This window comes from Nocardia anaemiae NBRC 100462, assembly GCF_001612725.1.
GTDB classification, from domain to species: domain Bacteria; phylum Actinomycetota; class Actinomycetes; order Mycobacteriales; family Mycobacteriaceae; genus Nocardia; species Nocardia anaemiae.
The window spans coordinates 16530-43528 of sequence record NZ_BDAZ01000046.1 but is presented as its reverse complement, the minus strand read 5'-3'; the positions used below and the strand labels follow the sequence as shown (position 1 = coordinate 43528).

The window sequence follows — 26999 nt, the reverse complement described above, 5'->3', positions numbered from 1 at the left end:
AGGAGTGACTGTGACGTCGGAAACCAGCGCAAATCCCGAAAGACCCATCGAGGCATGGCCGGTCAGCGCATATCAGCGCGACGTACTCGGCTTGGCATTCCGGCTGGCGCCGGAACCCGTTGCTCAGCAGACCTACAGTCTGCGCATCGATGAGCCGCTGGATATCGAGCGGCTGCGCGCGTGCTGGCAGCGAGCGCTGCTGAGCGATGACGCATTGCGATTGCGCTTCGGCTTCGAGAACGGCGAATTCCGCCAATGGATTTCGAATGAGATTCCACCGGTCGAGGTCATCGACCTGACCGGCGCACCTGATCCGGAGGCCGCCACCCAGGAATGGCTGTGGCGTGAGGTCGGCGCGCCCGAGCGTCCGGATCGGCCCGCGCGGCTGGCCGCGGTGGTGGATCGGCCGGACCGGTTCTTCCTGTTCATCTCGTTCCATCACGCGCTGGCCGACGGCTACGGCATGAATCCGGTCATCGCCACGCTCGATACCAGCTACAAGATGAAAGACGTTCCGCTCGAACGGCTTGCGGTACCCGAGCCCGCCGACGAGCACACCGATCGTTCCGTGGCCACCTATCGGCGGATCGTCGAGGACGACGAGGCGTACCGGGCCTCCGACCAGTACACGGCCGATCGAGCCGGTCTGCTCGCCGCGCTCGACGGTGTCGAGCCCGCCCTGTTCCCCAACCGGACCAGCTCGCCGAGAATCGCCCGCGGCCACTACAACACGATGATCTCGGGGGAGTACCTCGATCGTGTCCGTGCCACCGGTGTGACCGTCTTCGCGTATCTGACCGCCGCGGTGGCAACCTATCTCGCGACGATCCACCGCACCGATGAGGTGGTGATCGGTGTCCCGATGCTGAACCGGCACTCCGCGCAGACCTATCGCACCCAGGGCCATCGCGCCAATGTCGTCCCGCTGCCGGTCCGCGTCGATCGCGACGTGCCGCTCAGGCAGATCGCGGAGCAGGTGACCCAGCAGATCAGAAAGCTCAAGAAGCATCAGCGCTTCCCGTACGGCGAGCTGACCCGCGCACTGAATCCGGACCCGGCCGCGCCGCCGCTCTACGACGTCGCTTTCTCCCACACCAAGCTGCCCGATGCCGATTACGTCCACGAACTGCTTTCGAAATGGACGGTGCACAATCCGGGTTCGGTGACCAACGCACTCACCATTGTCACTGCGGAAAACGGTCGAGACGGCTCGATCAGTCTCCAGTTGTTCTACGACACAGACATTTTCGACGCGAGCTTTCCGATCGAATCGGCACTGCGCAGCGTCGGCGAAATGCTGACCGCATCGCTGGACCAGCCGCAGACCCCGGTGGGTGCGCTGCCGCTGCTCTCGGAGCGGGCCAGTGCCGAAGTGACGGCTTTCGAGGCGGGGCCGCGCATCGAATTCCCGTACACCACCATTGATCGGCTCTTCACCGAAACGGCCGCCGATCATCCGGACCGGGTGGCGGTGGTGTCCGCCGACTCGGCCGAACTGAGCTACGCCCGATTGTCCGCTCTGGTGGACGGATTCGCGGCGCGTCTGCACGGGCTCGGCGTCACCGGCAACGAGTGCGTTCCGGTGGTTCTGCCGCGTTCGACCGACATGCTCATCGCGGTGCTCGGCATCCTGCGTGCCGGATGCGCCTACGTGCCACTCGATCCGGATTATCCGGCGGCGCGCATCGATACGGTTCTCGCGGACTGCGAAGCGCGGTTCGTGGTCGCCGGAAGTGAACATGCGCGCGTCTACCAGGACCTCGGCGTCACCCGTATCGAGGTTGCCGACACCGTGCCCGGCGCCGTCGAAAATGTCTCGCACCCACACGATTTGAGCTATCTCATCTACACGTCGGGCTCGACCGGCGTGCCCAAGGGCGTGATGGTCGAGCATCGTTCGGTAGTCAACCGGCTGACCTGGATGCAGCGCCGCTACCCGCTGCTCGCCGATGATGTCATCCTGCAGAAGACGCCCGTCACCTTCGATGTTTCGGTGTGGGAGCTGTTCTGGTGGGCGATCACCGGAGCCAAGGTGGCGCTGCTCGAGGTCGGCGGTGAGCGCGATCCGCGCCGCATTGTCGAGGCCGTCGAGGCGCATGCGGTGACCGTCATCCACTTCGTGCCGTCCATGCTGGCGGCCTTCGTGGACGAACTGGAGGCCGATCGCACAATCGTGCCGCGCATTGCCGCCCTGCGTCGGGTGTTCTGCAGCGGTGAGGCGCTGCCGCCCGTACTGGTCCGGCGCTTCCACGCTGCCTTCGCCGCGGTCGCGCGGCGAGCGCCGCAGTTGGTGAACCTCTACGGTCCGACCGAGGCCACCGTCGATGTCTCGTATTTCGACTGCCCGCACGAAGATTCGATCGATCTGGTGCCCATCGGCCGTCCGATCGACAATATCGATCTGCTGGTGCTCGATGAATCCGGACGCCGCATGCCCATCGGTGTACCCGGTGAACTCAATATCGCCGGAGTCGGCCTCGCCCGCGGCTACCGCGGCCGACCGGAGCTGACCGCGGCCGCGTTCGTCGACGATCTGACCGTGCCGGGCCGTCGTCGCTACCGCACCGGCGACCTGGCGCGCTGGCTGGCCGACGGCACCCTGGAATACCTGGGCCGCTTCGATGATCAGGTCAAGATCCGCGGCAACCGGATCACCCTCGGCGAGGTGCAGAACGCGATCCTCGGTTGCGCGGGTGTGCGCGCGGCGGTCGTTGTCGACGAGCAATCCGAGACGCAGGGACCGCATCTGGTCGGATATTTCGTCGGCGATGACGTGACCGGTGACGAGATCGCCGAACAGATCGCGATTCGCCTGCCGCGCTACATGCTTCCGACCCGCATGCTGCGCGTCGATCGTATTCCGTTGACTCCCAACGGCAAGACCGATCGCAAGGCACTGGCACGGGCGGCGGCTGTTTCGGAGCATGCGGATGTCGTCGGCGTGCCGGTCGAACCGCGGCTGGGTTCGATGGCCGCGCCTGCGGCGCGGACGCCGGTCGAGGCCGAACTGGCACAGGTCTGGCGGACCGTGCTCGGTATCGACTCCATCGGTGTACACGACAACTTCTTTACCCACGGCGGCGATTCCATACTCGCGCTATCTGTGCGCACCGCCGCCGAACGCGCCGGACTGTTCTTCGACGTGGATGCCTTCTATGCGCATCCGACCATTGCCGAATTGGCTCGCATCGTCTCGGATGGCCCGGACCGCAACCGGATTCGCATCGCCGATCCACTGGCTACGGTCCCGCTGATCGACCGCGCCGCACTGCATCAGGCCGAGGATGCCTTCCCGGCCACCGCACTGCAGCTCGGCATGCTGTTCCACAGCATCGAGCGCGCCGATTCGGTGACCTACAAGGACGTATTCCGCTATCGGTTCGAAATGCCCTGGGACTCCGCCCAATTCCACGCCGCCTTCGAGCGGCTGGTTCGCCGACAGCCCGCACTGCGGTCCTCGTTCGAGCTGAGCAGGTATTCGGTCCCGCTGCAGGTGGTGCACCGGGCGATCGAGTGCGAGCTGGAGGTCGTCGATGTCTCCGATCTCGATCCGGTGCTGGCCGATCAGGAGGTCGAGGACTACACGCGGGAGCGCAGGCGCGCCCGGTACGATCTCGCACGCGCCCCGCTACATGCCGTCCGGGTATTCCTGCGGCCGTCCGAAAGCGCCCTGCAGACTGTCGATCTGGTGTTCAGCTTCCACCACGCGATCCTCGACGGATGGAGTGTCGCGACCTCGGTGCTCGAACTGCTGGTCGACTACCTGAACAAGCTGGGAGTCATCGAAACCGGTGTCGATGACACGCCGCGGGCGGCCACCGTCCTCGCCGAGTACGCCCAGTCCGAAATCGCCGCAATGCACGATGATTCGGCCCGCGAGTACTGGCGCGAGGCGTTGGCCGGAGCCGACCCGACCGCGCTGACCGCCCTCGGCGTCCACGAGGGTGCGGGTGCGGAGGAACCGCGGGCCGCCGCCGCGGTGCCGCGTCGGCTGGCCGATCGGGTCACCGCATTCGCCGCCCGACACCAGGTCCCCGAGAAGGCGGTCTACCTGGCGGCGCACTGCCTGACGCTGCGCACGGTGACCGGCCGCGCCGATATCACCACCGGCGTGGTCAGCCACGGCCGACCGGATCGGGCGGGGGCCGAAAATATCGCGGGTCTGTTCCTGAACACGCTGCCGATACGGCTGGACGACACCGCCACCACCTGGCGCGCGGCCGTCGAGCAGATAGCGCGCCGGGATCGCGACGCCTACCCGAATCGGCGCTATCCACTGCGGTCGATCCTGGCCGATGGTGGGCCCACCTTCGAGACGGCATTCAACTTCATCAACTACCACCTGTTCGCGCCGATCCTCGGTGCGGACCGAGTCACCCTGCGCGACTTCGACGTTCGCGAGGACACCAACTTCCAGCTCTTGGTCACCGTGGCCCATGATCCACGCGACGGCCGAATGTGGTTGCGGGTCAACGGCGATCACACACTGACCAAGGATCAATGCGAGACCGTCGCGGTGACGCAGCTGCGCATATTGGCGGCGATCGTCGCGGATCCGGAGGCGGCGATCGATCGCGGCACCGGTCCGGCGACCGCGCGCGATGTCGGCACACTGGTCGCCGACGCGGCCGCGCTCAATCCACACACCATCGCTGTCCAGGGCGACGAATCCAGCATCACCTACGACGAACTGATCGAGCGCAGCGAACGACTCGCCTGGTGGCTTCATGGTTTGGGGATCGGATCCGGCGACCGGATCGGCATCCTGATGAGCCGTCGCCCGGAATTGGTGCTGCTGGTGCTGGCGCTCATGCGAATGGGTGCGGCCTGCGTGCCGCTCGATGTCAGCTATCCGCGGGCCCGGCTGAATCTCATGATCGACCGCGCCCGCCCGCACCGGGTGATCGCCGACGCCGCCTATGCCGAGATCGTCGACAATGTTCGACTGGTGCTGGATACGGCGGAGGTATTCGATCCGACCGCTGACAGTGACGTGGATTTCGCTGTCCCGGACTACATTTCGCCCGACGCGCTGGCCTATGTGCTGTTCACCTCCGGCTCCACCGGCGAGCCGAAGGGCGTTGCCATGCCACACCGCGGCCTGAGCACGCTGGTGGACTGGCAGAACCGCAGCCCATCGGGTATGAACCTGGCCAGTACATTGCAGTTGGCGCCATTGAGCTTCGATGTGTCGTTCCAGGAGATCTTCACGACCCTGGCCGCGGGTGCCACGCTGCGGGTGAGTTCGGCGGATTTGCGCTCGAATGTCGATGATCTGCTGAATATCGTTATCGCAGAAGGCATAGAGCGACTGTTCCTGCCCTATGTCGCACTGCAGGCCTTCGCGGAGGCCGTGGTCGCGCGGCGGAAGTTCCCGGTCGACCTCAAAGTTCTCGCGTCCTCCGGTGAGCAATTGCGCATCACCGACGAGATCCGCACACTGTGCAAAGTGGTGCCGGGGCTCTTGCTGGAAAATCAGTACGGCCCAACGGAATCGCACGTCGCGACCGTATTCACCCTCGCGGGCGCACCCGACGACTACCCGGCTCTGCCGCCCATCGGCCGCCCGGTCGACGGCGATACCGTCGAATTGCTCGACAGCGCTCTGCGTCCGGTGGCCGACGGTGTGATCGGTGAGATCTACCTCGGCGGCCGTTCCCTCGCTCGCGGCTACCAGGACCGGGCGGCGCTGACCGCACAGCGCTTCGTGGCTGCGCACGGCGGCGGAATTCTTTACCGCACGGGTGATCTCGGCGTGCGGCTGGCCTCCGGCGATCTGGTATGCCTCGGCCGCAGTGACAGTCAGGTCAAGATCCGCGGCTTCCGGGTCGAGCCCGCCGAGGTGGAGCTGTGCATCCTCGGCCTGGTCGAGAAGTATCCGACCATCACCGAGGCGGCCGTGGTGGCACGCGGATTCGGCGGTATCGATGGTGCGCTGATCGCCTTCCTGGTCGGCGATGCCGAGCAGACCGATCTGACCGCGCTGCGCCACGATCTACGCGGCGTACTGCCCACGCACATGGTGCCGTCCCGATTTGTCTTCCTCGACGAACTGCCCCGCACACCCAGCGGCAAGCGCGACGACGGCGCACTTCGCTCGATCGTCGAGTCGGCACCGGAATCGATTGGCGCACAACGTGAACCGGCCGACGATTTCGAGCATTCCGCGGTCGAACTGCTCGCCGAATACGCCGGACTGCGCTCGATCGGTCTCGACGACGACTTCTTCGCCGCGGGCGGCACCTCCATCGGCGCTATGCGCGTGGTGATGGGGTTGTCCCGGCGCTTCGGCACCGAAGTGCCCTTGGATTCGTTCATCGGCGCGCCGACGGCTGCCCAGCTCGCGGCGCTGATCCGGTCCGGAAATACCCGGCGCACCTTCGATCCATTGGTGCCGATCACCGTCGGCGGGCATAAGCCGCCGCTGTTCCTTGTACATCCGATCGGCGGAAATGTGCTGTGCTACTTGGCGCTTGCCCGCTATCTCGATCCCGATCGCGCCATCTACGGGCTGCAGGCCGCCGGTGCGGATGCGGGCAGTACGCCGGAGAAGACGATCGTCGGGATGGCCGAGTCGTATCTGGCGGCGGTGCGTCGCGTGTATCCGGAGGGTCCCTACCACCTGGCCGGGTGGTCCTTCGGGGGCAATGTCGCGCTCGAGATGGCGCGGCAACTGCCCGAGCGGGAGGTGGCCAGTGTGACGCTGCTGGACACCATGGCATTGCGTCTGCAGGCCCGCGAACCCATCGCCGAGGAGCAGCTCATTCGCTGGTTTTTCCTCGAATTGCTGTGGTACGCCCGCGGAAACAAGGCCGCGCTCGTCGATTTCGAGCCCGACGTGCACCGATCCGAGGAGCTCTTCGACGCGATGCTCGCCGAGTCGATCCGATCCGGCATCCTGCCCGCCGACAGTTCACCGCAGGCGATCCGGCGGCTCTACGAGGTGTTCTACGCCAACTACACGGCGTTGCTCGACTACCAGCTCGAACCGTATGACCGCGATTTCACCCTGCTGCGCGCCCAGGAGGGCCTCCCGCCGGGTGTGGATCTCGCGCACCAGGCCGTCGGCAGCATGTTCGACAGCGCGGACAACGGGTGGCGGCAGTACGCGGCCCGGCGCTTCACATTGGTCCCGGTGCCCGGTGACCACCTGCACATGATGACCGAACCGCACGTTCGCGAGGTAGCGGTGCAATTGGACTCGGCGCTCGCGGCGGCCGATCCGGATCCGGACCGGGAGCTCGGCGCCGAAATGCTCGACGCCTGATCGGTTTGCCCCCGACGGGAGCGGTTACCACGAACCGTGAACTAGAGTTCCGGAGTGGCCGCAGCTGTCGGGGGCGGCTCTCCGTCGTGTGTGGGCGATTGGCCGGCGCCTGTGTCGATTCCGATGTCGGCCAGCGCTTTTCGAGAAGGAGAGTAGTGCCGTGAAGTTGGGAATGATCGCGTTGTGCTCGGCCGCTGTGGGACTCGTTGGGGCCGGAACCGCGCAGGCGGCCGAAAATGCCGTGGTCGGCGGCAGTTCGGGCCTGGTCTTCGATAACAACGCCGCGTGCTCGCTGACCGCGATCGGCTATGACAGCGCCGGACGACTGGTCGGACTGACCGCGGGGCACTGCGCCCCGACCGGCGCGCGATTCGGTGCCGAGCGCTTCCTCGGTGCCGGTGTGATCGGCACGGTCGCCTACTCCGATGACGGCGAAGGCCTCGATTTCGCGGTGCTGCAATTCGATTCGGCCAAGGTCACGCCCGTGCGCGATGTCGGCCCGACCACCATCGCCGGATTCGGTACGGCGCCCGCGCCCGGCGAACCGGTGTGCACGAGCGGGCGCAGCAGCCGATTCGACTGCGGTGTGGTCTGGGGTTCGCTGGAGGGCACCACCATCAACCAGTCCTGTTCCAAGCCAGGCGATTCCGGTGGTCCGGTCACCGTCGGTGATCGACTGGTCGGCATGAATCAGGGGCGGCTGACCGGAATCAACGGCGTCGGATTCAATATTCCGTGTATCTTCCCGGCGATACCCATTCACTCACCGGCATTCTTCGCGCCCATCGATCAGATACTTCAGGCCGTGGACGCCACCGGCGGGGTCGGTAGCGGATTCCGACTCATCTGAGTTGCCGCGAGTCCGCGCAGTGCCGCGGTGGTGAATTCATCGAGTGGATAGAACAATTCGATCGCGAGTTCGGACAGCGTGACATCCGCGGGTGCGCCGAAGGTGGCCATGGTGCTGAACATGCGAAGTTCGCCGAACGGAGTTCGGATGCGCAGCGGGACCTCGAACGGATTGGGTTGTGCCGCATCGTCATCGGGCATATCGGTGAAATCCGGCGGTGGGGGATATGCGGCGACTTCGTCGTAGAGTGTCCGGAGCTCCGTGTCGCCGCTGGCGTTCACCTGGCGAGACAGCCGCTCCAAGAACAACTCTCGCACCTGGGTCAGGTTGGCGAGGCGGGCGGCGAGGCCGTCGGGGTGCAGCACCAGCCGGTAGACATTCGGTTGCGGCAGCATCAGCGCTTCGGGGATATCGGCCATGAACAGACCCATGGCGTTATTGCCGGTGACCACATTCCACAGTCGGTCCACCACGACCGCCGGATAGGGCTCGTGCGCGGTCAGCATGATGTCGAGTGCGGAACGGACCGAGGCCAGGCTCGCGTCGTCGAGACCGCTCTCCCGGTAGGCGGGTGCGTAGTCGGCGGCCAGCAGCAGGGTGTTGCGCTCGCGCAGCGGCACCTCCAGCGCCTCGCAGAGCCGCAGGATCATGGCACGGCTGGGTTTGGCCCGGCCGGTCTCCATATAGGAGATGTGGCGGGAGGAGCTGTTCGCGGCCAGCGCCAGATCGAGTTGGCTGAGTCTGCGCCGCTGCCGCCAGTCGCGCAGCAGTGCGCCGACCCGCGATTGTGTCCGATTTACCGCCACCTGGGCAGGTTAATCAGCGCCGTGTCCGCTCGGCCATGACCTCAGAGGTTATTGAGAGCTTGACCTCAGATCGGCATGGTCGGTGTCGTGAGCCGATCGATGAGAGGAAGAGCATGAGCACACTTGACGCGCGCACCGACTCCGGTTTTCTGCGCGCCGTGTTGCGCCTGGACGGCTGGGGTACCGGGGTATTCGGTGTCATCATGCTGGCCGGGGCGGCATCGTTGAGCGGACCGTTGGGACTGCCGACCACCTGGTCCATTCCCTTCGGCGTCGCGATGATCGGCGGCGGACTAGCGCTACTGCTCATCGCCGGGTACCCGGAACTCGTGCCGAGCCATGCGGTCGCCGCCATCGGGGTCAATGTGGTCTCGGCGCTGGCTTTAGTGCTGTTGGCGTTCTCGGGTCTGCTCGACTTGACCGGGCTCGGCGTCGCGTTCCTGCTGATCGGCGCGCTCTGGGTTGCGGTGTTCGCGGCGCTGGAGGTCAGCGGGGTGCGGCGGGCCGGGTTGTGAAGACCGGACTTCGGTGCGGTGTGGCAAGTGCGGATCTCATGACGGCTGGCGTTCGTCGAGAGGCCGAGCCGACGGCACCGCGATGAACATCTCCTTCTCCAGCCGCGGATCATCCTCGCCACAGCGCTGTCGGCGGCCGGTGAAGACGAAACCTGTTCGCAGATACAGCGCCTCGGCGGGCATGTTGCCCTCGACAACCCAGAGCCGAAGTTCGCTGTGACCATATGTCCTGGCCCAGTCCAAGGTGGCGGCCAGCAGGAGATCCGATGCCCCGGTGCCGCGTGCGCGCAGATTCACCCAGACCGACACCACGATCGGCGGACTGTCATCGGATTTTGTGACGATGCCCGCCGAGCCGACGACCCCGCCATCGCGCTCGGCGACGAACAGCAGCCGCGTACCCATCCACTGCCGCCACCGCGGTTCATCCCACCGCGCCGCCACCTCGAACGTCGAGGCGAATGTTCCCGGTGGCGATCCCGCCAGCGCGTCGAGCCGGATCTCTCGGGCGACCGTCCACTCGTCCCCGCCCAACTGCCGCACTCTCATCCGGCGATGGTGCACCGCTCCGCTACCTCGCGCAAACCGGTGCCTGCAACACCTACAGGGGATTCAGACTCGCTGTCAGCGTAGTCGGCCGCGACGGTTCGTCAGTCGTCCGTCGTGTATCGGTTGGTTGTGCAGTGATTCGGTTGTCTCGGTGTCGTGTTCGTGGGCGATATCCAGCATGGCGAGTCCGGTTTCGCGGATCAGTCCGTCCAGGTCGTCGAGCATCGCGGCGATCGCATCGCTGGCCGTTCGTAACTCGGCGGCACTCGGATCCGGCCGATCGAAAACCATGCGGAGCTTGTGCAGCCGCAGCCCGGTGTCGAAGAGGCGGCGCACCAGCCGATCGCTGGAATCGGCGAACGCGGTGGCGTTTCCGGATAGCTCCTTGGTGGGGCCGAATGATCGTCGCGGCCTACTACGCCACGTGCTTCGGCTGCTGCCGCGGGCGCCGGTCCGGGAGCTCGACCGCACATCGTCGGGCATCGAAAGTCCTCCTGAGTCGTTGATTCGTATTGGTTGGCCACGTTTCGGGACCCCGGAGACGTGGCCATTCTACTGCGCCCGATTTCGGCGGTACGAACGGCTCCTTCGGAAAACCGATACCTGTTTATCCTTCGTACCGTGTAATAGCTTGGTAGGCAACATGATCACCGCCTGTCCGGAAGTGAGGTGATCGATAGGGGCTGCTTCGGGCCGCGAAGTGGTGGACAATGGGGTATGGCAGTAGACGGTGTGCGGGAGTCACGCGAACTGTCGGTCGATACCGCACTGCACCTGCTCGGCACGATCGGATTCGGGCGTGTCGCGTTCTCGCGCTACGCCTTACCCGCGATTCGCCCGGTCAGCCACGCGATGGTCGAGGATCATCTGGTCATCTACGCCGACGCCGCGACGACCGGTTCGCTCGATCGTCAAGTCGTGGCCTACGAGGTGGACGCGATCGACCACCAAACCTCCCTCGGCTGGTGTGTGATCGTCACCGGCATCGCCGACACCGTGCGCGACCAACACGAAATCGTGCACTACCAACAGTTCTTGCCTCCTCGCACTGTCGGTGCCGGTGATCGGGTGACCAGAATCCTGCCCGATATCGTCACCGGAATCGAGTACGTTCGGCCGGAAGCAGTCGATGGGTAGTCGTTCACAGATTCGGAATCCTTTCGGGGAGTAGCGGTTCGAGTTTCGTCAAGAAGCGCGCGAAATGTGGATCGGCGTCGACGCGGTCGAAGGTTTCGATATCCCACCAGCGTGCCGCACCGAATTCGCCCGGGTCCAAGGTGTATTCGCGGGTGCGGTCGCCGCGGATGACGTACCAGAGGCTGACATCCTGGTGTCCGCTGTGCGTACCGACCGTCGTGGTGACGGTGAGGAACAGCGGTTCGGTTCCGATGACGGTGAATTCGGGATCGATGCCCAATTCCTCCGCGGCCTCGCGCCCGGCGGCGGCCAGCGGATGTTCTCCCGGCGAGATATGACCGCCGGTCGGCAGCCACAGTCCGGCCAGGAGATGGCGGCCGAGCAGGACGCTGCGCGCTCGCGGGTCCACGAGCACCACATACGAGACCAGATGACGTGCGGGAGTATCGGGTTTCACGCGACGGAACACATCGTCGGTCGAGGCCAGCCAGGCCCTGGTGTCCTCGATATGCTGCCGCTCGAGCGCATCGAGCGGCGTGATCGCGTCGACGATATCGGCGACGGTCGCGGTCGCGCGGTTCATGGCAGGCGACTGTAGTCGCGGGCACCGACAGGTTTCGCGCAGCGCGGACTATTACCGCGACGGTTCGAACTCCAGCAGCACTGGTCCCCGCGGAAGCGGGAAGAAACTGTGATGAGTTTCCGGGTCGACGGCAACCGTGTGCGCGCCGTCGGCGAGATGACTCGACCCGAGCGCGGTCGTATGCCCAGTACGCTGCTCGAACAGATTCACCCAACCGCTCTCGGCGGCCACATACAGCCGCTGAGCCGAGCCGTCATAGACCAGCACATCGGGAGTTTCGCCGACGCGGTTCTCGTCGACCACCTTCCGCTGGGTGAGATCGACCGTGACCAGACGGGCATTGTCCTCACACCCCACGAACATCAGCCGATCAGCGGTGTCCAGTGCCTGGCCGTGTGGTCCAGCGCAGCCCGGCACCGGAATCCGATCGGTCACCGCGAACGTCTCCGGATCAATGACCGCGAGATCGCCCTTGCCCTGCACGGCGACAACCATGCGATCGGCATCGGCGTCGTAGACCACATTGCCGACCTCCCCGCCCAATGACACCGTGCCACGGATGGTTCCGGTATCCGCATCGACGACCGTCTCGGTACCGGCGCGCTGATCGGTGGTCCACACCGCACCGCGTAGCGGATCGTAGGCGAGTCCGTCCGGATATTCGCCGGTCGGTGTGGTCCACAGGATCGTGCCGGTCTCCGCATCGATGGCCGCGAGCTGGTTGCGTCCCGTCGCGGTCGCGTAGGTGCGCCGCCGCTGTGGTACCGCCAGCACACCGTGCACGTCCGGCAAGTCCGAAATGGTGCGCACCACCCGATGCGCTCGAATATCGACCTCGACAACCGCGCCCGCACCCATATGCGCCACCCACAGCAGGCCGGATCCGGCATCGAGGCTCGTATAGTCGAATCGCACTGCCGTACCGGGCAAATCGAGCTGTCCGACCTGACGCAGCGGCAGTGCGTCGGACGGCGCGGAGGTACCGCACCCGGTCGCCACCATGACAACCGCGCAGGCAAGGACCATTCGCCACATCCGAGCCTCCCGTGGAGGTGATCGTGGGTTTCACGCTAGTCAACTCAGCACAGACCCGCGAGTTTGTAGAGCACCAGGGATCCGGCGACGGCCACATTGAGGCTGTGTCCGGTGCCGACCATCGGGATCTCGACGGCCATATCCAGCAGTTCCAGCCCTTCGGGTGGGATACCGGTGGACTCGTGGCCGAGCACGACGACGGTGCGTTTGCGGGCGACGGGCAGATCCGCGAGCCGAATGGACTCGTCGGTCAGCTCGACGCCCACTATCGCCGAACCCCCATCGCGCTGACGCTGCAGCCACCGATCGACCCGCCCGTCGATCCAATGCACGCACTGACGGTGCCGCAGCGTGTTGCCTTGGTTGAGCGCATCCGGCACCCACGGCCGCCGCGGCACCGCCATACACGCACCGACCGCATCACACGTGCGGAGCAAAGTGCCGAGGTTGACACCGTGCTTGGGCCAAAGCGGTGCCGCGAGTAGATGATTCCAACAGCCGTGCGAACGCGGACGGCGCTGGCGGCGGATCTCGGGGCGGGTACGCACCCGCGCCGCCGTCACCGGCGCGCGGGAATACCCTTCCCGAGGGGGCGGAAGTCTTGGCAGACAACGAATTCCATCACGGAGATGCTTCGCGGCGCATCCGAGCCATCGACGTGGGCGGTCATCCTGACAACCGACCGTATCGCCCCAGCGTACCGGTCCCGGGATCTTGTGCCGCGTCCAGATTGCTCGTGCGCTTTTCGAGCGCGTTCGTGATCAGTGCCCGAGCCGACCCCCCTGTGACGGATTGCCGGGCAAGTCTGTCGAACGCTCGGGCGTATACCGCAACCTCACGCGGTTGAGTGATGGTTTGCTCGGCACTGATGCCCTCGACCATGACGACGCGGTCATCGAACATAATGAAGTTCGGGGCCGTCAGCGGCGGCATGGCATGAGCCGGAATAATTCCGAACGCCACCCGCGGCAATCCCGTGACCGCAAGTAGCCGGTCCAACTGGCCCGCCATCACTTGGTCGTCGCCCACCGTCGTTGCGAGGACTTGCTCAGCGATGACGATCCGGAACTTCCGTTGCCCCTTGTAAAGAAACTGCTGCCGCTCCAGTCGCTGTGCTACGCCCGCCTCGACGTCATCGGGTATTCGCTCGAACTCGACGACATCCCGCAGGATCGCTTCGGCATACTCTGCTGTTTGCAGGATGCCGGGAACGATGGTCGGCTGATATATCCGTGTCAGCGTGGCCTTCTGGGCAAGCTTCACCGAGACCTGTTGCCGCTGTTTGGTTCCCGAACTCAGTAGACGCCGCCATTCGACGTACGCAATGTCAACCGCGTTCAGGGTGGCAATGAGATCGGCCAGTTGATCGGTCGCGCCCGCATGCTGGCAGTAGACCCTGAGATCTGCCTCTGAAGGGCTCCGTACGCCACGCTCGAATCGCGAGACCTTCGACTCGTGCCAGCCCGCCATCGAGGCGAGCTGGCGCGCGGTCAGTCCAGCATGTCGGCGGATTTCACGAAGTCGTCGACCGAGTGACTCACGTGCTTCGTGGACGCTATCGGTCACTGGTCGGCATGCACGCTTCTGAACTCCGAATACGGTGTTGCCAATTCCCAAAGCCGCAGTTTCACCGCTCGACAGTATCCCGCGATACCCGGATCAATGGTACTGACCGGTTCTCTGGGCTTGCCGTCTTCATCCGACACATTGAACACGACCAGTCGGCCGTCGAACAGCCACCAATCGTCGGTGGGCATTTCGTCGGACTCGACCAGATGCCGAGGTATATACCGAATGTCGTCACCAGCGTCGACGTTGTACTTGGTTACCGACAACAGCCACCGTTGGTAGTCGGTCAGCGGGACCGTGACCACGCGAATACGACTCATCGCGACGCCCCGCCCGGTTGTCTCCCGCACGAGCGCCCGCCACTCCGGCGACGGATCGGATGTATCGGGCTTGCCGTCCAAGAAACGGCGCAGGGGTTCGGACTCGTGCGGCTCCGCGTATACGTCCTTGAGCTCGAGGTGGAACGCTTCGCGCTGGCATTGACGGAACAGGTCAGGCCAAGGGTCGCCTTGCCGCAGTAGCACCGTAGAACGTCCTTTCTGACTTCGGAGTTTCGATAGCGGTCTCATCGTCGGCCAGGTCCAGCTCGACGAGCGTCTCCGAATCGGTGATCGGCCGACCCGTGAGAGTGAACGTTCCACGCCCGGTATCGGTCATCATCGCTCCGATGAACGTGTCCGGTTCAGCGAAACCGGTTAGCAGATGGGGGATTTCGACTGTTTCAGGTCGGCCGGTTCGCCATCCCGCTACCACGTATGAGTTGTCTTTGGCGAACAGCGACGGGCATCCGTTCCTATCCGAGCCGCCTTTGCCGAGGAACCGTAAGGACATGGTCGCGATCCTCTCTTGCTGGGTGCCGCGTTTGGCGGGCACTGCTTGTATGTTCCCTCGAGTCGGCATGTTTCGAGATAATTCTGACCAATCCTGGCAAATAGTGGCAAGTTCATGGCTTGCAAGGGCTTCCAGTTCGTAGCTTCGGACGTGGCCCCCGTGGCATGTGACGCCAACCGGTCACGGGTGCCTACTAATACCGCGACTACAGGAGTCGAGATGGACAGGCGTACACGACTGTTCGTGTTCCCAGGCGGGTTGTTGGAGGTCGCCGACTACGGCGCCGGGGACGGGGACGACGGTCCGGGGGTGTACCTGGAGTTGTGGTCTCCCGCCGATCGTGTGCTACCGCAACGGGTTCCGGGTGCTGCGGAGATAGCCCCGTCGAGTGGACCATTCGAGCCAGCCGGTGCCGAGACGTGCGCCACGGTGCTGCGACTGCTCCGAGCCCTGCCGTGATCGCGTTCGGTTGGGTCGTCGCGATCGGATTGCCGCTGGCGGTAACGGTCGGAGCGATCGTGTGGCCGGAACGGATACCGAAGGACCGCACCGTCAGGAGAATCCGCGAACGGATCGAACATGAGGACACGGGCGGGATGAAGCCCGACGCCTCACGGGAGTACTGATCGGCTCCCCGCTGGTCAGGGTTATTCGGAAAGGGAAAGGGTTGCGGTACAACTTTCTCGGCCAAGCGTCATCATCGCAGCGCTTGGCGCGATGCTGATTTTCGGCGCAGGCAGCAGATGGACGCGTCTCTCGGAATCTGACGAACCAAAGTCGTACGGCCATGTGGCCGTGATCTGAATTGGCCTTGGTCTTCGCCGGGGCTTGCTGCCGGTGTGGGGGCGGCCGGACTGCCGCTCGGCGGCGAGGTGCTCGAGCAGTTGGTACAGGTGGGCGACGTGATCAAGGTGCCGCTTGTGGAGACCTACCCATTGGGCGGCAATGCGTTTCGTGGACGTGGATGGTGCGTCGAGGAGAAGCGTCAGATGGGGTATCCGAAGCTGATCTTGCGGGTGGTGGGGTCGGCGGCGACTAGGCGGACCTGGACTTGTTCGCCTTCCGGGGGTGCGCCGATGCAGGGGCCGACTACCGGTGGGTCGGCGATGAAGACCTCGGCGGGGCGGGTGCCGTTGGCTTCGCGTACTACTACGGCTTCGAAGATCGCGCCGTTGCGTTCGGCGAGCAGGGTTGATTCGGTGAGGTCGATGCAGGCGCGTTCCACCTTGCCTGCGAGGCTGTCGCTGCGCTTCATCGACTCGGCGGTGGGGACCAGACCATCGCGGACCCATTGCGGGACTTCGGTTCCGGCGCATCGGGCGAGGCAGATCTCGGTGGCGAAACGGTCGGCGAGGCGGCGCAGCGGTGCGGTGACGTGTGCGTAGGGTGCGCCGATCGCGCTGTGCTGCAGGTTGTTCACGGTTTGCGGGTTACTCGTTGGCTTGGCACCGGTTCGCCCACCACCCGGCCCCGCGCTAACCACCCCACCTCTAGTGCCTGCCGAGCCCTTGCGGTCGACCGCGCCCGGGCCGCCTGACGTGGCGACGCCGCCGACAGAACCGGCCCTGTCCGGCCAGTCCGCGCCGCCCGGCGAGCCCACGCCACCCAGTGACTGGGAATCGCCTGCCGACCGCGAATCCCCCTCCAGCTCCGCACCGACCGCCGACCGCACACCGCCTGCCGATGGCGCACCCGCCGAACGACCCGCCCCAGACCCATTCGCCCCTGCGACAGCCCCATCGAGCACGGTATATCCGGCACCACGCAGCAACCCGGTCGCCTCGGACATCAACACCAACGTCGCAGGCGCATTCGGATCGAGCCCGGCCAACATCCGCCCAACGGATTGATCCGCAGGCCAGTCGACGCCCAGCGCCGCAGCAGTCCTGCGCATCGAATCGATCGCCGATTCAGCGGGCGGCGGCATGGTCCGCAGCAATGCGATCCGCTCACCGACACTGGGCGCACTGTCGGATGCACTGCCGTTCAACATGATTCGCGCCGCACACATGCCGGTCAGCAGGGAAATCTGTTCGTTCCAGTCATCGGCGGCGGTGCGCGGTTCCACTACCAGACGCCAGTGGCCGACGGCCTTGTCGTCACGGATAACGCTCTGGGCGGGCAGGCGCAGCCCGATCGCGCCGCGGGCCAGCCCGGCCTCGATGCGCCGCTTGCCGAATTCCGGCAGGGCCGCGATCGAGGGATGCAGGCGGTTCGCGTCGGCGTCGGCCTGGACGCTCGCGTAGTCGAGTCGAGCCCGCGAACGCACGGTCGCTCGGATCACCGAGAACCGCTGCGGTTCGGCGTTCTCATCGCATTCGATGGTCCACAGGGCGGCGGGCCTGTTCTGGTCGGGCAGCAGGCTCGCGGAATTCTCCGAAAGGATCGGCGGGTGCAGCGGCACGGTGCCGTCGGGGAGATAGAAGGTCTGGCCGCGCACGCCCGCTTCCCGGGCCAGCGGGCCCGCGGGATCTATTACGGCGCCGACATCGGCGATCGCGTAATGGACGGTGAAACCGGAAGAGGTGTGTTCGATATGCACCGCCTGGTCCAGATCCATGGCGCCGGGCGGGTCGATGGTGACGAATGGAATATCGGTGCGATCGGCGCGAGCGCCCGCGAACGCGTCGATCGCGTCGCGGGCCGCCGCGGTGGCCTCGGCGGGATACGCCGAGGCCAATCCGAATTCGGATCGAATGGCGCCGAAATCGACCGGCGCCGACACGATCCGCTGGTGGAGTTCCACGCTGTCGCAGTCGCTACTGCAGTGCCAGCATGGTGCCGTTCAATTCATTGAGCGGGCCGTACACGGTAAAGGTCACGCGTCCACCCGGGACGCTGGCGGAAACGTCCGCCGCGGCGTCCAGCGCCTGGCCGAATGAAGCCGCCGACGGATGCGGCAGACCGGCGATGGTCTGCCCGATGTGGTTCTGGTGCACCCAGGCGGTGTCGGCCGAGTTGAGATCGACCTGGACTCCACCCGCCAGTGGGGTGACCGCGACCGCCGAGGCGGACCCGGTTCCCAGCATGGCGAAAACCGATGCGGCCCCGGCGATCAGCGCACCGGCGACCAGTGAACGAACAATCCGCATAGAGTTGTGACCTGCTTCCGTGATCGAAGAATGTGAGTTTCGTGGCGGACCGGCATCGGGTCTTACCAACGGCGCCTACTCTATGACGTCGCTCACGTTCTAGGCCAGCTCCACCCGAATCGCCATGCCGGACACGCCGAACCCGGCGGCGTCACAGCCCGGCTGCTAGGGTTCCCCGGCGTGGCGGGATCGAGCTTTTCCCGCACATTCGCAAGTGACCCGTACGTCGACAATTGGGAGTTATCCACTGATGTCAACGATTCTTTTCGATTACCTGATGCCGCTGCTCGGTCCTGAGCAGGCGGCGTATTGGGCTCAGGTTTTCATGGTCAACCCGCTCTGACCTCACCGTCAACGATGCGGTCTTCGTCGCCTTCCGTTAACCACACGGGAGGCGACGTTTCCCAAGTGCCGCTAGCATCCCGCTGCGTGACCAGAACTACTGCCGCAATCGCGGCGAGCTCCGCTGTATTAGCCCTGCTCCTTGCCGGTTGCGGCGATGACAAAGACTCTTCCGCCGCGCCAGCTTCCGCGACGACCTCGGCGGCCAAGTCCGCGGGCGGCGAGACGTTGGACAACGTCAAGGCGGGGACGTTCGTCGTCAGCTACCGCAGCGCCTTCCCCAAGCTCGCCGAGGGCAAAGACGACACCAAGATCCGCGACATCCTGGTCGAGACCTGCAAGGACATCAAGGACGGCAAGGGCGAGGACGAGGTCGTCCAGAACGTAATCAAGCGCACGAAGGGCGCCACCACCGAGGCCTCCAAGGAAGAGGCCCAGGCGATCTATCAGATGGCGAAGATGCTCTGCTGAGCAGAAATTTCAATCCTTCAGCCACGGTAAGTAATTGGGCAGGTATTTCAATACATACCCCACGGTGATCATGATGATGATCGCGATCACGGGAATCAGTATGGACATCGGCCCGGCTTCCTTACGTTGTTCCGATGCGGTCGTGCGGCGCAATCACTGCCGTACCCGTATCGGTATACGCCCGTCGTGTTACGGGCGCATTCCATCTTGTTCGGCTACGGGCGTGTTGCTCTGACCCAGCGTGGGTGTCGGCTCGGGCGAGCTGATCTCCGGTGTGGATTCGGATGCGGTCGGGGTGGGCTCGGCCGCGGTGTCGGTGCTGGTCGTCCCGGACGGCGTACCGCGTTCCAGGAACCGCAGCAACTCCACCGGGAACGGCAGCACCAATGTCGAATTCTTTTCCGCCGCAACCTGAACCACGGTCTCCAGCAATCGCAGCTGCAGTGACGCGGGCGATTCCGCCATCTGCGCGCCCGCCTGCGCCAACTTCTTCGAGGCCTGCAATTCGCCCTCGGCGGAAATCACCCGCGCCCGCCGTTCCCGTTCCGCCTCGGCCTGCCGCGACATCGAGCGCTTCAGTGAATCCGGTATCGACACATCCTTGATCTCCACCCGATCGATATGGATGCCCCAGCTGAGCGCCGGGCTATCGATCATGATCTCCAACCCCTTGTTCAGCTCCTCACGATTGGACAACAGGCTGTCCAGATCACTCTTTCCGATGATCGAACGCAAGGACGTCTGCGCCACCTGCCCCACCGCGAACAAATAGTTCTGCACCTCGACTACCGCGCAGACCGGGTCGATCACCCGGAAATAGACCACGGCGTCGACGCGCACCGTCACATTGTCGCGGGTGATGCCGTCCTGCGCGGGTACCGGCATGGTGACGATCTGCGTGGAGACCTTGCGCATCCGGTCGATGAACGGAATCAGCATGCGCAGTCCGGGTTCTCGGGTTCCGACTACCCGGCCGAACCGGAACACCAGCCCCTTTTCGTATTGGGCGACTATGCGCGCGCTCATCGCGGTGAGCACCCCGCCCGCGATCGCCCCCACCCCGAAAATCGCCCCGATAACGGTAAGAATATCCATGGCTACACCCCGTGCGAAGTGCCTGACCGCGCCGAATTCCGGCTCGGCGGTCCACTTCCATCATGGCACCGGCGAGCACCGGATTGCAGGGGCGGACGAGTTGACCTGTAAGCCGGATCCTGTCCCCGGTTCACACCGGGTGACGGCCATCCATCTGGACACACCGTTGCCGGGTGCCTCGAGCGGTCCACCCGCAGGCTCGGGCGAGCAACCCTCGAACACCTGCGCAGCCGCACCGCCAACGATGCGACCTTCGACCTTGCTCCGGGCGGGGTTTACCTAGCCGCCCCGGTCACCCGGGGCGCTGGTGCGCTCTTACCGCACCGTTTCACCCTCACCGCACGATCCCGAGGGATCGTGGGCGGTCTGTTTTCTGTGGCACTTTCCCGCGGGTCACCCCGGGTTGCCGTTAGCAACCGCCCTGCTCTGTGGAGTCCGGACTTTCCTCGGCGACGGGCGGCGGCACGCACGTACCCGTTCCCATCACCGCGGCCGCCCGGCCAACTCGTCCGCAGCGTTTAGCCTACTTTGATCAAGGGGTACCTTGTTGACTGGCCTGACCTGGTGACCGGTCGGGGGGCAATAGTTCGGACCGAAACAGTACGGTGAGGTGCCATGGAACGTGTCGAGGTCAGTTTTCCCTCGGGTAGCGAGCACTGCGCTGCCTGGCTGTATCCCCCCGCTGGCATCCCCAAGCCCCGCCCGCTCGTTGTGATGGGGCATGGACTCGGCGCAAACCGGGAGATGGGTCTGGATAGGTACGCCCGGCGCTTCGCCGCCGCCGGAATGGGTGTGTTGGTATTCGATTACCGGCATTTCGGGGCCAGTCAAGGTGCGCCGCGTCAGCTACTACATATCGCCAGGCAGCGCGAGGACTGGCGCTCGGCCATCACTTACGCGCGTACCCTGCGCGGCTTCGACGCGACCCGAATTGCGCTGTGGGGCACCTCTTTCGGCGGCGGTCATGTGCTGTCCGTCGCGCCCGACGACGATTACATCGCCGCTGTCGTCGCCCAGGTACCGTTCACCAGCGGCTTGGCATCGGCGCTGGCGAAGGGCCCGACCAGCCTGACCAAGGTGGCCACCATCGCGGCCACCGATCTGCTCGTCGGCCCGATCCGGCGCAAGCCCGTTCGTGTCCGGTTGGCCGGTCGCAAGCGTTCGGCGGCGCTGATGAGCGCGCCGGATGCGCCGGAGGGTTACGGCAGACTCGCCGACGAGAGCGAGACCTACGAACCGAAAGTCGCTGCCCGCGTGGCATTCTCGACGCTGTTCGATTCTCCCGGCCGCCGGGCCAAGGCATTGAAGATGCCGGTCTTCTACGCGATCGCCGATAACGACACCATCGCGCCACCGAAGCCGACACTGCGTGCGGCCGAACGCACCAAGCATGCGATCGTAAAGCGTTATCCGGTAGGACATTTCGATGTCTACTTCGACGATATCTTCGAGCAGACGGTGTACGACCAGACCGAATTCCTGGTGTCGGTGCTGCGGCCTTAGTGCCACGTTCCGTGGTTTGGCGGTTATCGCGGCAGCGTCCTTCTCGGCGCGCAGTTCGCCATGGGCAGTCGCCTTCTTCGCTCCATTCAGATGTGAATCGGCGCCCCATCGGGGTATCGCCAAGAGGGATGAGGTCGGGCCATTCCTGACGGAGCAGTGCCCGGCAACGGCACGAAACCTCAGGAGGGCATCGTATGAGCAACGTTCGGCATCGCTGGATCACGATCGACGGCATCGAGACGTTCTACCGCGAGGCGGGGCCGCCCAACGGCCCGGTGCTGCTGCTACCGCATGGATACCCCTGCTCCTCGTTCGAGTTTCGAAATCTGATGCCTGCGCTGGCCGATCGCTGGCGCACGCTCGCGCCCGACCTGCCCGGCTTCGGATATTCCGCGGCACCGGAGAACTTCGCCTATACCTTCGACGGCTATTCGGAGTTCCTGCGCCGTTTCATTGACGTGCTCGATCTATCCGAGTACACGATTTACCTGCACGACTATGGTTCCCAGTTCGGACTGCGGCTCGCGATGGCGGCGCCGGAAAAGGTACGCGGGCTGATTGTGCAGAACGGCGACATCTACGAAGACCAGCACGGCCCGAAATACGCTCCACTGAAGCGGTTCTGGAACAATCCGACCGAGCAAGGCAAGGCCGAGCTGGCCGAAGCGGTCAGCGAGGAGGGATTCCGTCACGAGTTCGTCGGGGAATTGCCGGACGACCTGGTCGAGCGGGTCAGCCCGGACCTGTGGCGGCTCGCTTGGGCGGTAACCGATACGCCGCAGCGCCGCCAAAATCTGGTGAATTTGCTGGCCGATCAACGACATACGGTGGCGTCGTTTTCCAAGCAACAAGCCTATCTGCGCGAGCACCGTCCGCCGACGCTGATCGTCTGGGGCCGCCACGACGGCTACATGCCCCCCGGTGCCGCCCTCGCTTACCACCGCGATCATCCTGATGCCGAGCTGCATATTCTCGACGGCGGCCATTGGCTGCTGGAGACCCACCTCGACGAAGTGGTGCCTCTGATTCGGAACTTTCTCAGCGGCTATTCGCCATTCTGATCTTCGCCAGGTGGGCCGATTACGGACACGAACGCCGCCGCGGCGGGGTATTTGGCCAGCGCTTCGCCCGCGGCGACTTCCTCGGCGTCGGCCAGCAATTCGTAGATGGTGGCGTTGACGCCGGTGGCGTGGGTTTCGGCGGCGCGGGCCAGGATGGCTTCGCGGGATTCGACGGCGTCGCGGTGGTCGCCGAGTACGGTTTGTAGGCGCTTCGCTTCGGTGCCGAGATCCTTTGCGGCATCGCCGAGTACATCGATCGCGCCCTCGCACGAGTAACGCAGGCGTTTGGCGCCCTTGCGGATATCGTGCAGCAGTTCGACGCGCTCGGCGGGGGAGACGGCGGGTTCGGCGTAGACCAGTCGCCGTAGGCGCTTGTGATCTTTGCGCAGGATGCGTTCGAAGACTTCGGCGGCGGGCTGTTTCGATTTGTCGGCATCGATGGGCGGATTGGTGCGCCAGGCCGAAAGACGGTGGCGCAGTGCGTGATAGCGGTGGTGGTTGAGCGCGTCGAGAACCTCCGCATGCGCGGTCCGGTATCGGTCGCGTTCCGCATCGACCAGTTCGGTGCGCACGTACTCGGTGGTGCCGGGCACATAGGCGCTGCCCGCTGCCTTCGGCACGGCGGATTCCATTGCGAGCCGGGCGAATTCATCCTGCGGCGCGTGCGTGGCCAGCAATGCCGTGAACCGCTCCGCCCGCACTTCGGCATCGCGCGCCACGCCGAGCAGATCGGCCAGCCACTTCAGTTCGCGCTGCATCTCGGCGATCGGCGTGGCCTCGAAGAGCGTACGGTAGGAGCGCAGCACACTGCGCAATCTGCGTGTCGCGACCCGCATCTGGTGCACCGAATCCCAGGCGTCGGCGCGGACATCCGGTTCGGCGGCCAGCAGCCGGTCGACGTCGTCGCGCAGTGCCGCGACGACGGCGGTTCCGGCCGTGACCATGATCAGCTCACCTTCGCGAATCCATCGGTCGCCTCGACGAGATGGTGGGCGATTCCGGGTTCGGCCGCCGCATGACCGGCGTCGTCGACGATGTGCAGTACCGAACCGGGCCAGGCGCGATGCAGTTCCCATGCGCTGGTCGCCGGGCAGACGACATCGTGGCGTCCCTGCACGATGACGGCCGGGATATGCGCGATCTTGTCGAGATCGCGCAGCAGCTGTCCCTCGTCGAGGAATCCGCCGTTGATGAAGTAGTGGTTCTCGATCCTGGCGAATGCCAGGGCGAACCGCGGCTGGGCGCTCTCCTCCACCCGATCAGGGTGCGGCAGTAGCGAACTCGTCGCGCCCTCCCAGGTGGACCAGGCGATGGCGGCGGCCTCGGCGACCTGCTCGTCGGGGGAGTGCAGCAGCCGGTGATACGCCTGCACCAGATCGCTGTCGCGCTCGTCATGGGGCACCGGGGCCAGGAATTTCTCCCACTCGTCGGGGTAGATGCAGCCCGCGGCACCGTTGTAGTACCAGTCGATTTCCTTGCGCCGCAACAGGAAGATCCCGCGCAGCACCAGTTCGGTGACCCGCTCCGGATGCTGTTGCGCATAGGCGAGCGCCAGCGTGGAACCCCAGGAGCCGCCGAATACCTGCCAGCGATCGATGCCGAGATGGATGCGCAGCGCCTCGATATCGGCGATCAGGTGAGCGGTGGTATTGGTCGCCAGACTCGCCCCGTCCGCGATATGCGGGGTGGACCGTCCGCAACCGCGCTGATCCAACAGCACGATCCGGTAGGCGGCCGGATCGAAGAACTGTCGGTGGAACGGTTCGGTGCCGCCACCGGGTCCGCCGTGCAGGAACACCACGGGCTTACCGTCCGGATTTCCGCTGACCTCCCAGTACACGGCTTGGCCTGCGCCGACGTCGAGCATGCCGGTGTCGTACGGCTCGATCGCGGGGTAAAGAGTTCGCATCAGAAGGCGATTCCCGAAGCCAGATCGGGAAGTCCCAGCGCCTCGATCGCCTGCTGGTGCACATCGGCGCAGCTCTTGGTGGTGATCCGGTCGATCATCGCCTTATCGGCGAGCACATGGCCGTTGATGCCGCCATTGCGCAGCGCCCATTCGTGCACCAGTGCGTTGAGTCCGATGCGGCCCAACGTCGGACCCTGCACCCGCCAATTGGACAGCTCGGGGCGGATCATGTCGCACAGCTGGGTGGCCGACGCGTCGGAGATCTCCAGGGTCGTCGTCGGTGCGCTGGTGGTCTTGCCCGCGCTGGTGGCCGTCGCCGACCCGGTGGTCGAGCTCGAGCTGCCGGTGGGCGCCGGGCTGGAGTCGCTTCCGCAGGCGGTGAGCGCGACAGCGGCGAAAATACCCGCCACCACAAGCGTGCTGCGTGAAATCCAACGGGGTTGCGGCATCGGTACCTCTGCTCGTGTCGGCATTGTCGGCTTCGAGTCTGCCATTATTTGCCGCGCCTGGCCCGCACCAGTTTGCCGGACGACACTGATCAAACCCGGCTGAAGCCCGCGCGCAGATCGTCGAGCAAGCCGTGCAGGAAGCGCGCGAACCGCGGTGGCGACGCGTCGATGGTGCGCCAAGGATGCAGGGCGACCAGCGGTGCCAGCCGGTCGGCGAGGACGATTTCGGCGTCGGTAACGGCGCTGGCCTGCCGCCACCGGTCCAGGTATTCGGCACGGTGCGGACCACGCAGCACCCGCCAGGACAGCAGCGGGTGGGTGATCACGGCATCACCCCAGTCGAACAGCCTGTCCGAATCGGTGAACACATTGCCCGGCTGCAGATCATTGTGCTCGATGCTCAGCCTGCCGAATTCGGTGAGTGCCGCGGCGGCTTCGGTGATCGCCGCGCCGAGGCCGGGCACGCGCGGCTCGAAATGCCGATACACCGTGATCAGTTGGGGTGGTGGCAGATATGGTGTGCCGGTGTCGCGCAGTTCATCGATGTGATCGCCCATCGCGAACTGGAGCTCGGCGTAGCGGCGGACCAATTCGGTCCACGCGGCCGTGGAATCCCGCGCGGTGGCACCGCCGTCGGGACTGAGTATCCAGCCCCGATCCGGTTGCACCGCAAGCGGTTCGAGCACACTACCGGGCCGCAACCGGGCCAATGCCTGCAACAGCGGACCCTCGTGCGCACCGGCACGGGCGTTGGCCTTCAACCACATCGGACCCGCCTCGGTCGGTATGCGCACGATCAACGACCACGCCCGCCGTCGCGTTTCCTCCGGTGTCCCAACGATTTTCACGCCGTGATCGGTGAGAACGCCGGTGGCCCATTCGAGCATCGGTTGCACAGGTTGGCCGAGCAGCGCCGCTGGCGCGTGCACTGCTCGGCTCGTCATCGCGAACTCAGAAGCTGTGCTCGGGGCCCGGGAAGGTTCCGCGCCGTACCTCATCGGCGTAAGCTGCTGCGGCGCAACGCAATTCATCGCCGATCCGGCCGAACCGCTTGACGAACTTGGCGGTCTTGCCGCTGGTGTAGCCCGCCATATCCTGCCAAACCAGCACCTGCGCATCGCATTCGGCGCCCGCGCCGATGCCGACGGTCGGAATGGTCAGCTTGCGGGTCACCTGTCCGGCCAGTTCGGCGGGCACCATCTCCATCACCACGGAGAACGCACCGGCCTCCTGCACCGCGATGGCGTCGGCGATGAGCTGCTCGGCGCCGTCGCCACGTCCCTGCACCCGGAAACCGCCGAGGGTATTGACGCTCTGCGGAGTGAAACCGATATGCGCCATCACCGGGATACCGGCCGATGTGATCAGCGCGATCTGCTCGGCGACCCGCTCACCGCCCTCCAGCTTGACCGCGTGCGCACCGCCCTCCTTCATGAACCGGGTCGCGGTGGCCAGCCCCTGCTGCGGCGAGGATTCGTAGGTGCCGAACGGCAGATCGGCCACCACCAGCGCATGCGGTGCACCACGGACCACACCGCGCACCAGCGGGATGAGCTCGTCGACGGTGATCGGCACGGTGGTGTCGTAGCCGTAGACGACGTTGGCGGCGGAATCACCCACCAGCAGGACCGGAATTCCGGCCTCTTCGAAGATGCGAGCGGAGGAATAGTCGTAGGCGGTCAACATCGACCACTTCTCGCCATCGGTCTTCATCTGCTGCAGATGAGGTACCCGCGTCTTGCGCTTGGTCGGCTTGGCAGCCGCCGGGGCAGCGCCGTAGGCAGGGGTTTCCGATTCGGATACGGACATCATCGTCCCTTTCGTGGTTGTCGCCTCGAGGCCCGTGCGGGTCCCCGGGTTTGTGTGACGAATCCAGTGTGCACCGCCCGCGCGGCCCGTTTAAGGCCATAAGCGGTGCAATTGGTCACATCGCAT

The 26999-nt window shown here is 65.2% G+C and carries 26 protein-coding genes and 1 other RNA gene; 9 read left to right on the top strand and 18 right to left on the bottom strand.

Features of this window, described 5'->3' with window-relative positions:
• Window positions 1–10: 10 nt before the first annotated feature.
• The gene (locus NA5_RS25465) at window positions 11–7267 is read left to right on the top strand and encodes a non-ribosomal peptide synthetase (protein ID WP_062990360.1); all 7257 of its coding nucleotides are present in this window, start codon (window positions 11–13) and stop codon (window positions 7265–7267) included.
• A 160-nt stretch (window positions 7268–7427) separates the two neighbouring features.
• Window positions 7428–8117, top strand: a complete 690-nt coding sequence (locus NA5_RS25460) for a S1 family peptidase (RefSeq protein ID WP_245672391.1) — start codon at window positions 7428–7430, stop codon at window positions 8115–8117.
• Here NA5_RS25460 and NA5_RS25455 read toward each other — a convergent pair.
• Window positions 8066–8923: a helix-turn-helix domain-containing protein gene (locus NA5_RS25455; RefSeq protein ID WP_062990356.1), complete on the bottom strand. Its 858-nt coding sequence runs from the start codon at window positions 8921–8923 to the stop codon at window positions 8066–8068. The genes NA5_RS25460 and NA5_RS25455 overlap by 52 nt on opposite strands.
• A gap of 113 nt (window positions 8924–9036) precedes the next feature.
• Between NA5_RS25455 and NA5_RS25450 the strand changes: the two genes are divergently transcribed.
• Complete coding sequence (locus NA5_RS25450; RefSeq protein ID WP_062990354.1) at window positions 9037–9438, top strand: hypothetical protein; 402 nt, start codon at window positions 9037–9039, stop codon at window positions 9436–9438.
• 36 nt (window positions 9439–9474) lie between these two features.
• On the opposite strand, the gene NA5_RS25445 is transcribed toward NA5_RS25450, so the two are convergent.
• Together NA5_RS25445 and NA5_RS25440 are read right to left on the bottom strand one after the other, a co-directional pair.
• Window positions 9475–9987: a GNAT family N-acetyltransferase gene (locus NA5_RS25445; RefSeq protein WP_062990352.1), complete on the bottom strand. Its 513-nt coding sequence runs from the start codon at window positions 9985–9987 to the stop codon at window positions 9475–9477.
• A gap of 75 nt (window positions 9988–10062) precedes the next feature.
• Window positions 10063–10470, bottom strand: coding sequence for a hypothetical protein (locus NA5_RS25440; RefSeq protein WP_062990350.1), 408 nt, complete (start codon window positions 10468–10470; stop codon window positions 10063–10065).
• A gap of 234 nt (window positions 10471–10704) precedes the next feature.
• On the opposite strand from NA5_RS25440, the gene NA5_RS25435 reads away from it, so the two are divergent.
• Window positions 10705–11124, top strand: coding sequence for a pyridoxamine 5'-phosphate oxidase family protein (locus tag NA5_RS25435; RefSeq protein WP_062990348.1), 420 nt, complete (start codon window positions 10705–10707; stop codon window positions 11122–11124).
• A 4-nt stretch (window positions 11125–11128) separates the two neighbouring features.
• Here the strand turns inward: NA5_RS25435 and NA5_RS25430 are convergent, their stop codons facing one another.
• The 6 genes from NA5_RS25430 to NA5_RS25405 form a co-directional block, all read right to left on the bottom strand.
• Window positions 11129–11707 (bottom strand): NUDIX domain-containing protein, encoded by a 579-nt coding sequence (locus NA5_RS25430; protein ID WP_062990346.1) that lies wholly within the window; start codon window positions 11705–11707, stop codon window positions 11129–11131.
• Between the two features lie 51 nt (window positions 11708–11758).
• Window positions 11759–12742, bottom strand: coding sequence for a YncE family protein (locus NA5_RS25425; protein WP_062990344.1), 984 nt, complete (start codon window positions 12740–12742; stop codon window positions 11759–11761).
• Window positions 12743–12786: 44 nt separating this feature from the next.
• Entirely contained in the window at window positions 12787–13290 is a 504-nt protein-coding gene (locus NA5_RS25420) for a TrmH family RNA methyltransferase (RefSeq protein WP_281201754.1), read from the bottom strand.
• Between the two features lie 118 nt (window positions 13291–13408).
• The gene (locus NA5_RS25415; protein WP_063813572.1) at window positions 13409–14308 is read right to left on the bottom strand and encodes a helix-turn-helix domain-containing protein; all 900 of its coding nucleotides are present in this window, start codon (window positions 14306–14308) and stop codon (window positions 13409–13411) included.
• The gene (locus NA5_RS25410; protein ID WP_062990340.1) at window positions 14305–14835 is read right to left on the bottom strand and encodes a DUF6879 family protein; all 531 of its coding nucleotides are present in this window, start codon (window positions 14833–14835) and stop codon (window positions 14305–14307) included. Before NA5_RS25410 ends, NA5_RS25415 begins: the two co-directional genes overlap by 4 nt.
• Window positions 14804–15184 carry a hypothetical protein gene (locus tag NA5_RS25405; protein WP_245672389.1) on the bottom strand — a complete coding sequence of 127 codons (381 nt, stop codon included), beginning with the start codon at window positions 15182–15184 and terminating at the stop codon, window positions 14804–14806. The genes NA5_RS25410 and NA5_RS25405 overlap by 32 nt, the downstream gene beginning before the upstream one ends.
• A 177-nt stretch (window positions 15185–15361) precedes the next feature.
• On the opposite strand from NA5_RS25405, the gene NA5_RS25400 reads away from it, so the two are divergent.
• Window positions 15362–15601 (top strand): hypothetical protein, encoded by a 240-nt coding sequence (locus tag NA5_RS25400; RefSeq protein ID WP_062990338.1) that lies wholly within the window; start codon window positions 15362–15364, stop codon window positions 15599–15601.
• Window positions 15602–16127: 526 nt separating this feature from the next.
• On the opposite strand, the gene NA5_RS39530 is transcribed toward NA5_RS25400, so the two are convergent.
• A complete protein-coding gene (locus NA5_RS39530) occupies window positions 16128–17888 on the bottom strand; it encodes an RNB domain-containing ribonuclease (RefSeq protein WP_084484404.1) in 1761 nt (586 codons plus the stop codon).
• Window positions 17889–17901: 13 nt separating this feature from the next.
• On the bottom strand, window positions 17902–18234 hold the full coding sequence (locus NA5_RS25390; protein WP_062990337.1) for a hypothetical protein: 333 nt from the start codon (window positions 18232–18234) through the stop codon (window positions 17902–17904).
• 429 nt (window positions 18235–18663) lie between these two features.
• On the opposite strand from NA5_RS25390, the gene NA5_RS25385 reads away from it, so the two are divergent.
• A complete protein-coding gene (locus NA5_RS25385; RefSeq protein ID WP_062990335.1) occupies window positions 18664–19047 on the top strand; it encodes a hypothetical protein in 384 nt (127 codons plus the stop codon).
• A 189-nt stretch (window positions 19048–19236) separates the two neighbouring features.
• Here the strand turns inward: NA5_RS25385 and NA5_RS25380 are convergent, their stop codons facing one another.
• Both NA5_RS25380 and rnpB read right to left on the bottom strand, forming a co-directional pair.
• Window positions 19237–20142 (bottom strand): slipin family protein, encoded by a 906-nt coding sequence (locus NA5_RS25380; protein WP_062990333.1) that lies wholly within the window; start codon window positions 20140–20142, stop codon window positions 19237–19239.
• Between the two features lie 92 nt (window positions 20143–20234).
• An RNA gene (gene rnpB, locus NA5_RS25375) (RNase P RNA component class A) lies at window positions 20235–20650 on the bottom strand.
• 107 nt (window positions 20651–20757) lie between these two features.
• On the opposite strand from rnpB, the gene NA5_RS25370 reads away from it, so the two are divergent.
• Window positions 20758–21645, top strand: a complete 888-nt coding sequence (locus NA5_RS25370) for an alpha/beta hydrolase (RefSeq protein WP_062990331.1) — start codon at window positions 20758–20760, stop codon at window positions 21643–21645.
• Between the two features lie 194 nt (window positions 21646–21839).
• Entirely contained in the window at window positions 21840–22706 is an 867-nt protein-coding gene (locus tag NA5_RS25365) for an alpha/beta fold hydrolase (protein WP_062990329.1), read from the top strand.
• On the opposite strand, the gene NA5_RS25360 is transcribed toward NA5_RS25365, so the two are convergent.
• From NA5_RS25360 to NA5_RS42410, 3 genes are read right to left on the bottom strand one after another with little or no spacing between them, the layout of a single operon-like run.
• Window positions 22691–23650, bottom strand: a complete 960-nt coding sequence (locus NA5_RS25360; RefSeq protein ID WP_062990327.1) for a CHAD domain-containing protein — start codon at window positions 23648–23650, stop codon at window positions 22691–22693. The two genes, NA5_RS25365 and NA5_RS25360, sit on opposite strands and share 16 nt — an antisense overlap.
• Window positions 23651–23652: 2 nt before the next feature.
• Window positions 23653–24615 (bottom strand): prolyl aminopeptidase, encoded by a 963-nt coding sequence (pip, locus tag NA5_RS25355; protein WP_062990325.1) that lies wholly within the window; start codon window positions 24613–24615, stop codon window positions 23653–23655.
• Complete coding sequence (locus NA5_RS42410) at window positions 24615–24845, bottom strand: hypothetical protein (RefSeq protein ID WP_245672388.1); 231 nt, start codon at window positions 24843–24845, stop codon at window positions 24615–24617. The genes pip and NA5_RS42410 overlap by 1 nt, the downstream gene beginning before the upstream one ends.
• Between NA5_RS42410 and NA5_RS42405 the strand changes: the two genes are divergently transcribed.
• On the top strand, window positions 24844–25167 hold the full coding sequence (locus tag NA5_RS42405; RefSeq protein WP_245672387.1) for a hypothetical protein: 324 nt from the start codon (window positions 24844–24846) through the stop codon (window positions 25165–25167). The two genes, NA5_RS42410 and NA5_RS42405, sit on opposite strands and share 2 nt — an antisense overlap.
• On the opposite strand, the gene NA5_RS25345 is transcribed toward NA5_RS42405, so the two are convergent.
• On the bottom strand, window positions 25154–26008 hold the full coding sequence (locus NA5_RS25345) for a hypothetical protein (RefSeq protein WP_157110621.1): 855 nt from the start codon (window positions 26006–26008) through the stop codon (window positions 25154–25156). The two genes, NA5_RS42405 and NA5_RS25345, sit on opposite strands and share 14 nt — an antisense overlap.
• A gap of 7 nt (window positions 26009–26015) precedes the next feature.
• On the bottom strand, window positions 26016–26873 hold the full coding sequence (panB, locus tag NA5_RS25340) for a 3-methyl-2-oxobutanoate hydroxymethyltransferase (protein WP_062990476.1): 858 nt from the start codon (window positions 26871–26873) through the stop codon (window positions 26016–26018).
• Between the last annotated feature and the right edge of the window lie 126 nt (window positions 26874–26999).

Excerpts from the sequence above, each read along its gene's own strand:
- pip (WP_062990325.1), bottom strand. The coding sequence starts at position 24,615 with ATGCGAACTCTTTACCCCGCGATCGAGCCGTACGACACCGGCATGCTC.
- NA5_RS25435 (WP_062990348.1), top strand. The coding sequence starts at position 10,705 with ATGGCAGTAGACGGTGTGCGGGAGTCACGCGAACTGTCGGTCGATACC.
- NA5_RS25360 (WP_062990327.1), bottom strand. The coding sequence starts at position 23,650 with ATGGTCACGGCCGGAACCGCCGTCGTCGCGGCACTGCGCGACGACGTC.
- NA5_RS42405 (WP_245672387.1), top strand. The coding sequence starts at position 24,844 with ATGTCGCACAGCTGGGTGGCCGACGCGTCGGAGATCTCCAGGGTCGTC.
- NA5_RS25345 (WP_157110621.1), bottom strand. The coding sequence starts at position 26,008 with ATGACGAGCCGAGCAGTGCACGCGCCAGCGGCGCTGCTCGGCCAACCT.
- NA5_RS25370 (WP_062990331.1), top strand. The coding sequence starts at position 20,758 with ATGGAACGTGTCGAGGTCAGTTTTCCCTCGGGTAGCGAGCACTGCGCT.
- NA5_RS25430 (WP_062990346.1), bottom strand. The coding sequence starts at position 11,707 with ATGAACCGCGCGACCGCGACCGTCGCCGATATCGTCGACGCGATCACG.
- NA5_RS25365 (WP_062990329.1), top strand. The coding sequence starts at position 21,840 with ATGAGCAACGTTCGGCATCGCTGGATCACGATCGACGGCATCGAGACG.
- NA5_RS25390 (WP_062990337.1), bottom strand. The coding sequence starts at position 18,234 with ATGCGGATTGTTCGTTCACTGGTCGCCGGTGCGCTGATCGCCGGGGCC.
- NA5_RS25450 (WP_062990354.1), top strand. The coding sequence starts at position 9,037 with ATGAGCACACTTGACGCGCGCACCGACTCCGGTTTTCTGCGCGCCGTG.
- NA5_RS25425 (WP_062990344.1), bottom strand. The coding sequence starts at position 12,742 with ATGTGGCGAATGGTCCTTGCCTGCGCGGTTGTCATGGTGGCGACCGGG.
- panB (WP_062990476.1), bottom strand. The coding sequence starts at position 26,873 with ATGTCCGTATCCGAATCGGAAACCCCTGCCTACGGCGCTGCCCCGGCG.
- NA5_RS42410 (WP_245672388.1), bottom strand. The coding sequence starts at position 24,845 with ATGATCCGCCCCGAGCTGTCCAATTGGCGGGTGCAGGGTCCGACGTTG.
- NA5_RS25440 (WP_062990350.1), bottom strand. The coding sequence starts at position 10,470 with ATGCCCGACGATGTGCGGTCGAGCTCCCGGACCGGCGCCCGCGGCAGC.
- NA5_RS25400 (WP_062990338.1), top strand. The coding sequence starts at position 15,362 with ATGGACAGGCGTACACGACTGTTCGTGTTCCCAGGCGGGTTGTTGGAG.
- NA5_RS25445 (WP_062990352.1), bottom strand. The coding sequence starts at position 9,987 with ATGAGAGTGCGGCAGTTGGGCGGGGACGAGTGGACGGTCGCCCGAGAG.
- NA5_RS25380 (WP_062990333.1), bottom strand. The coding sequence starts at position 20,142 with ATGGATATTCTTACCGTTATCGGGGCGATTTTCGGGGTGGGGGCGATC.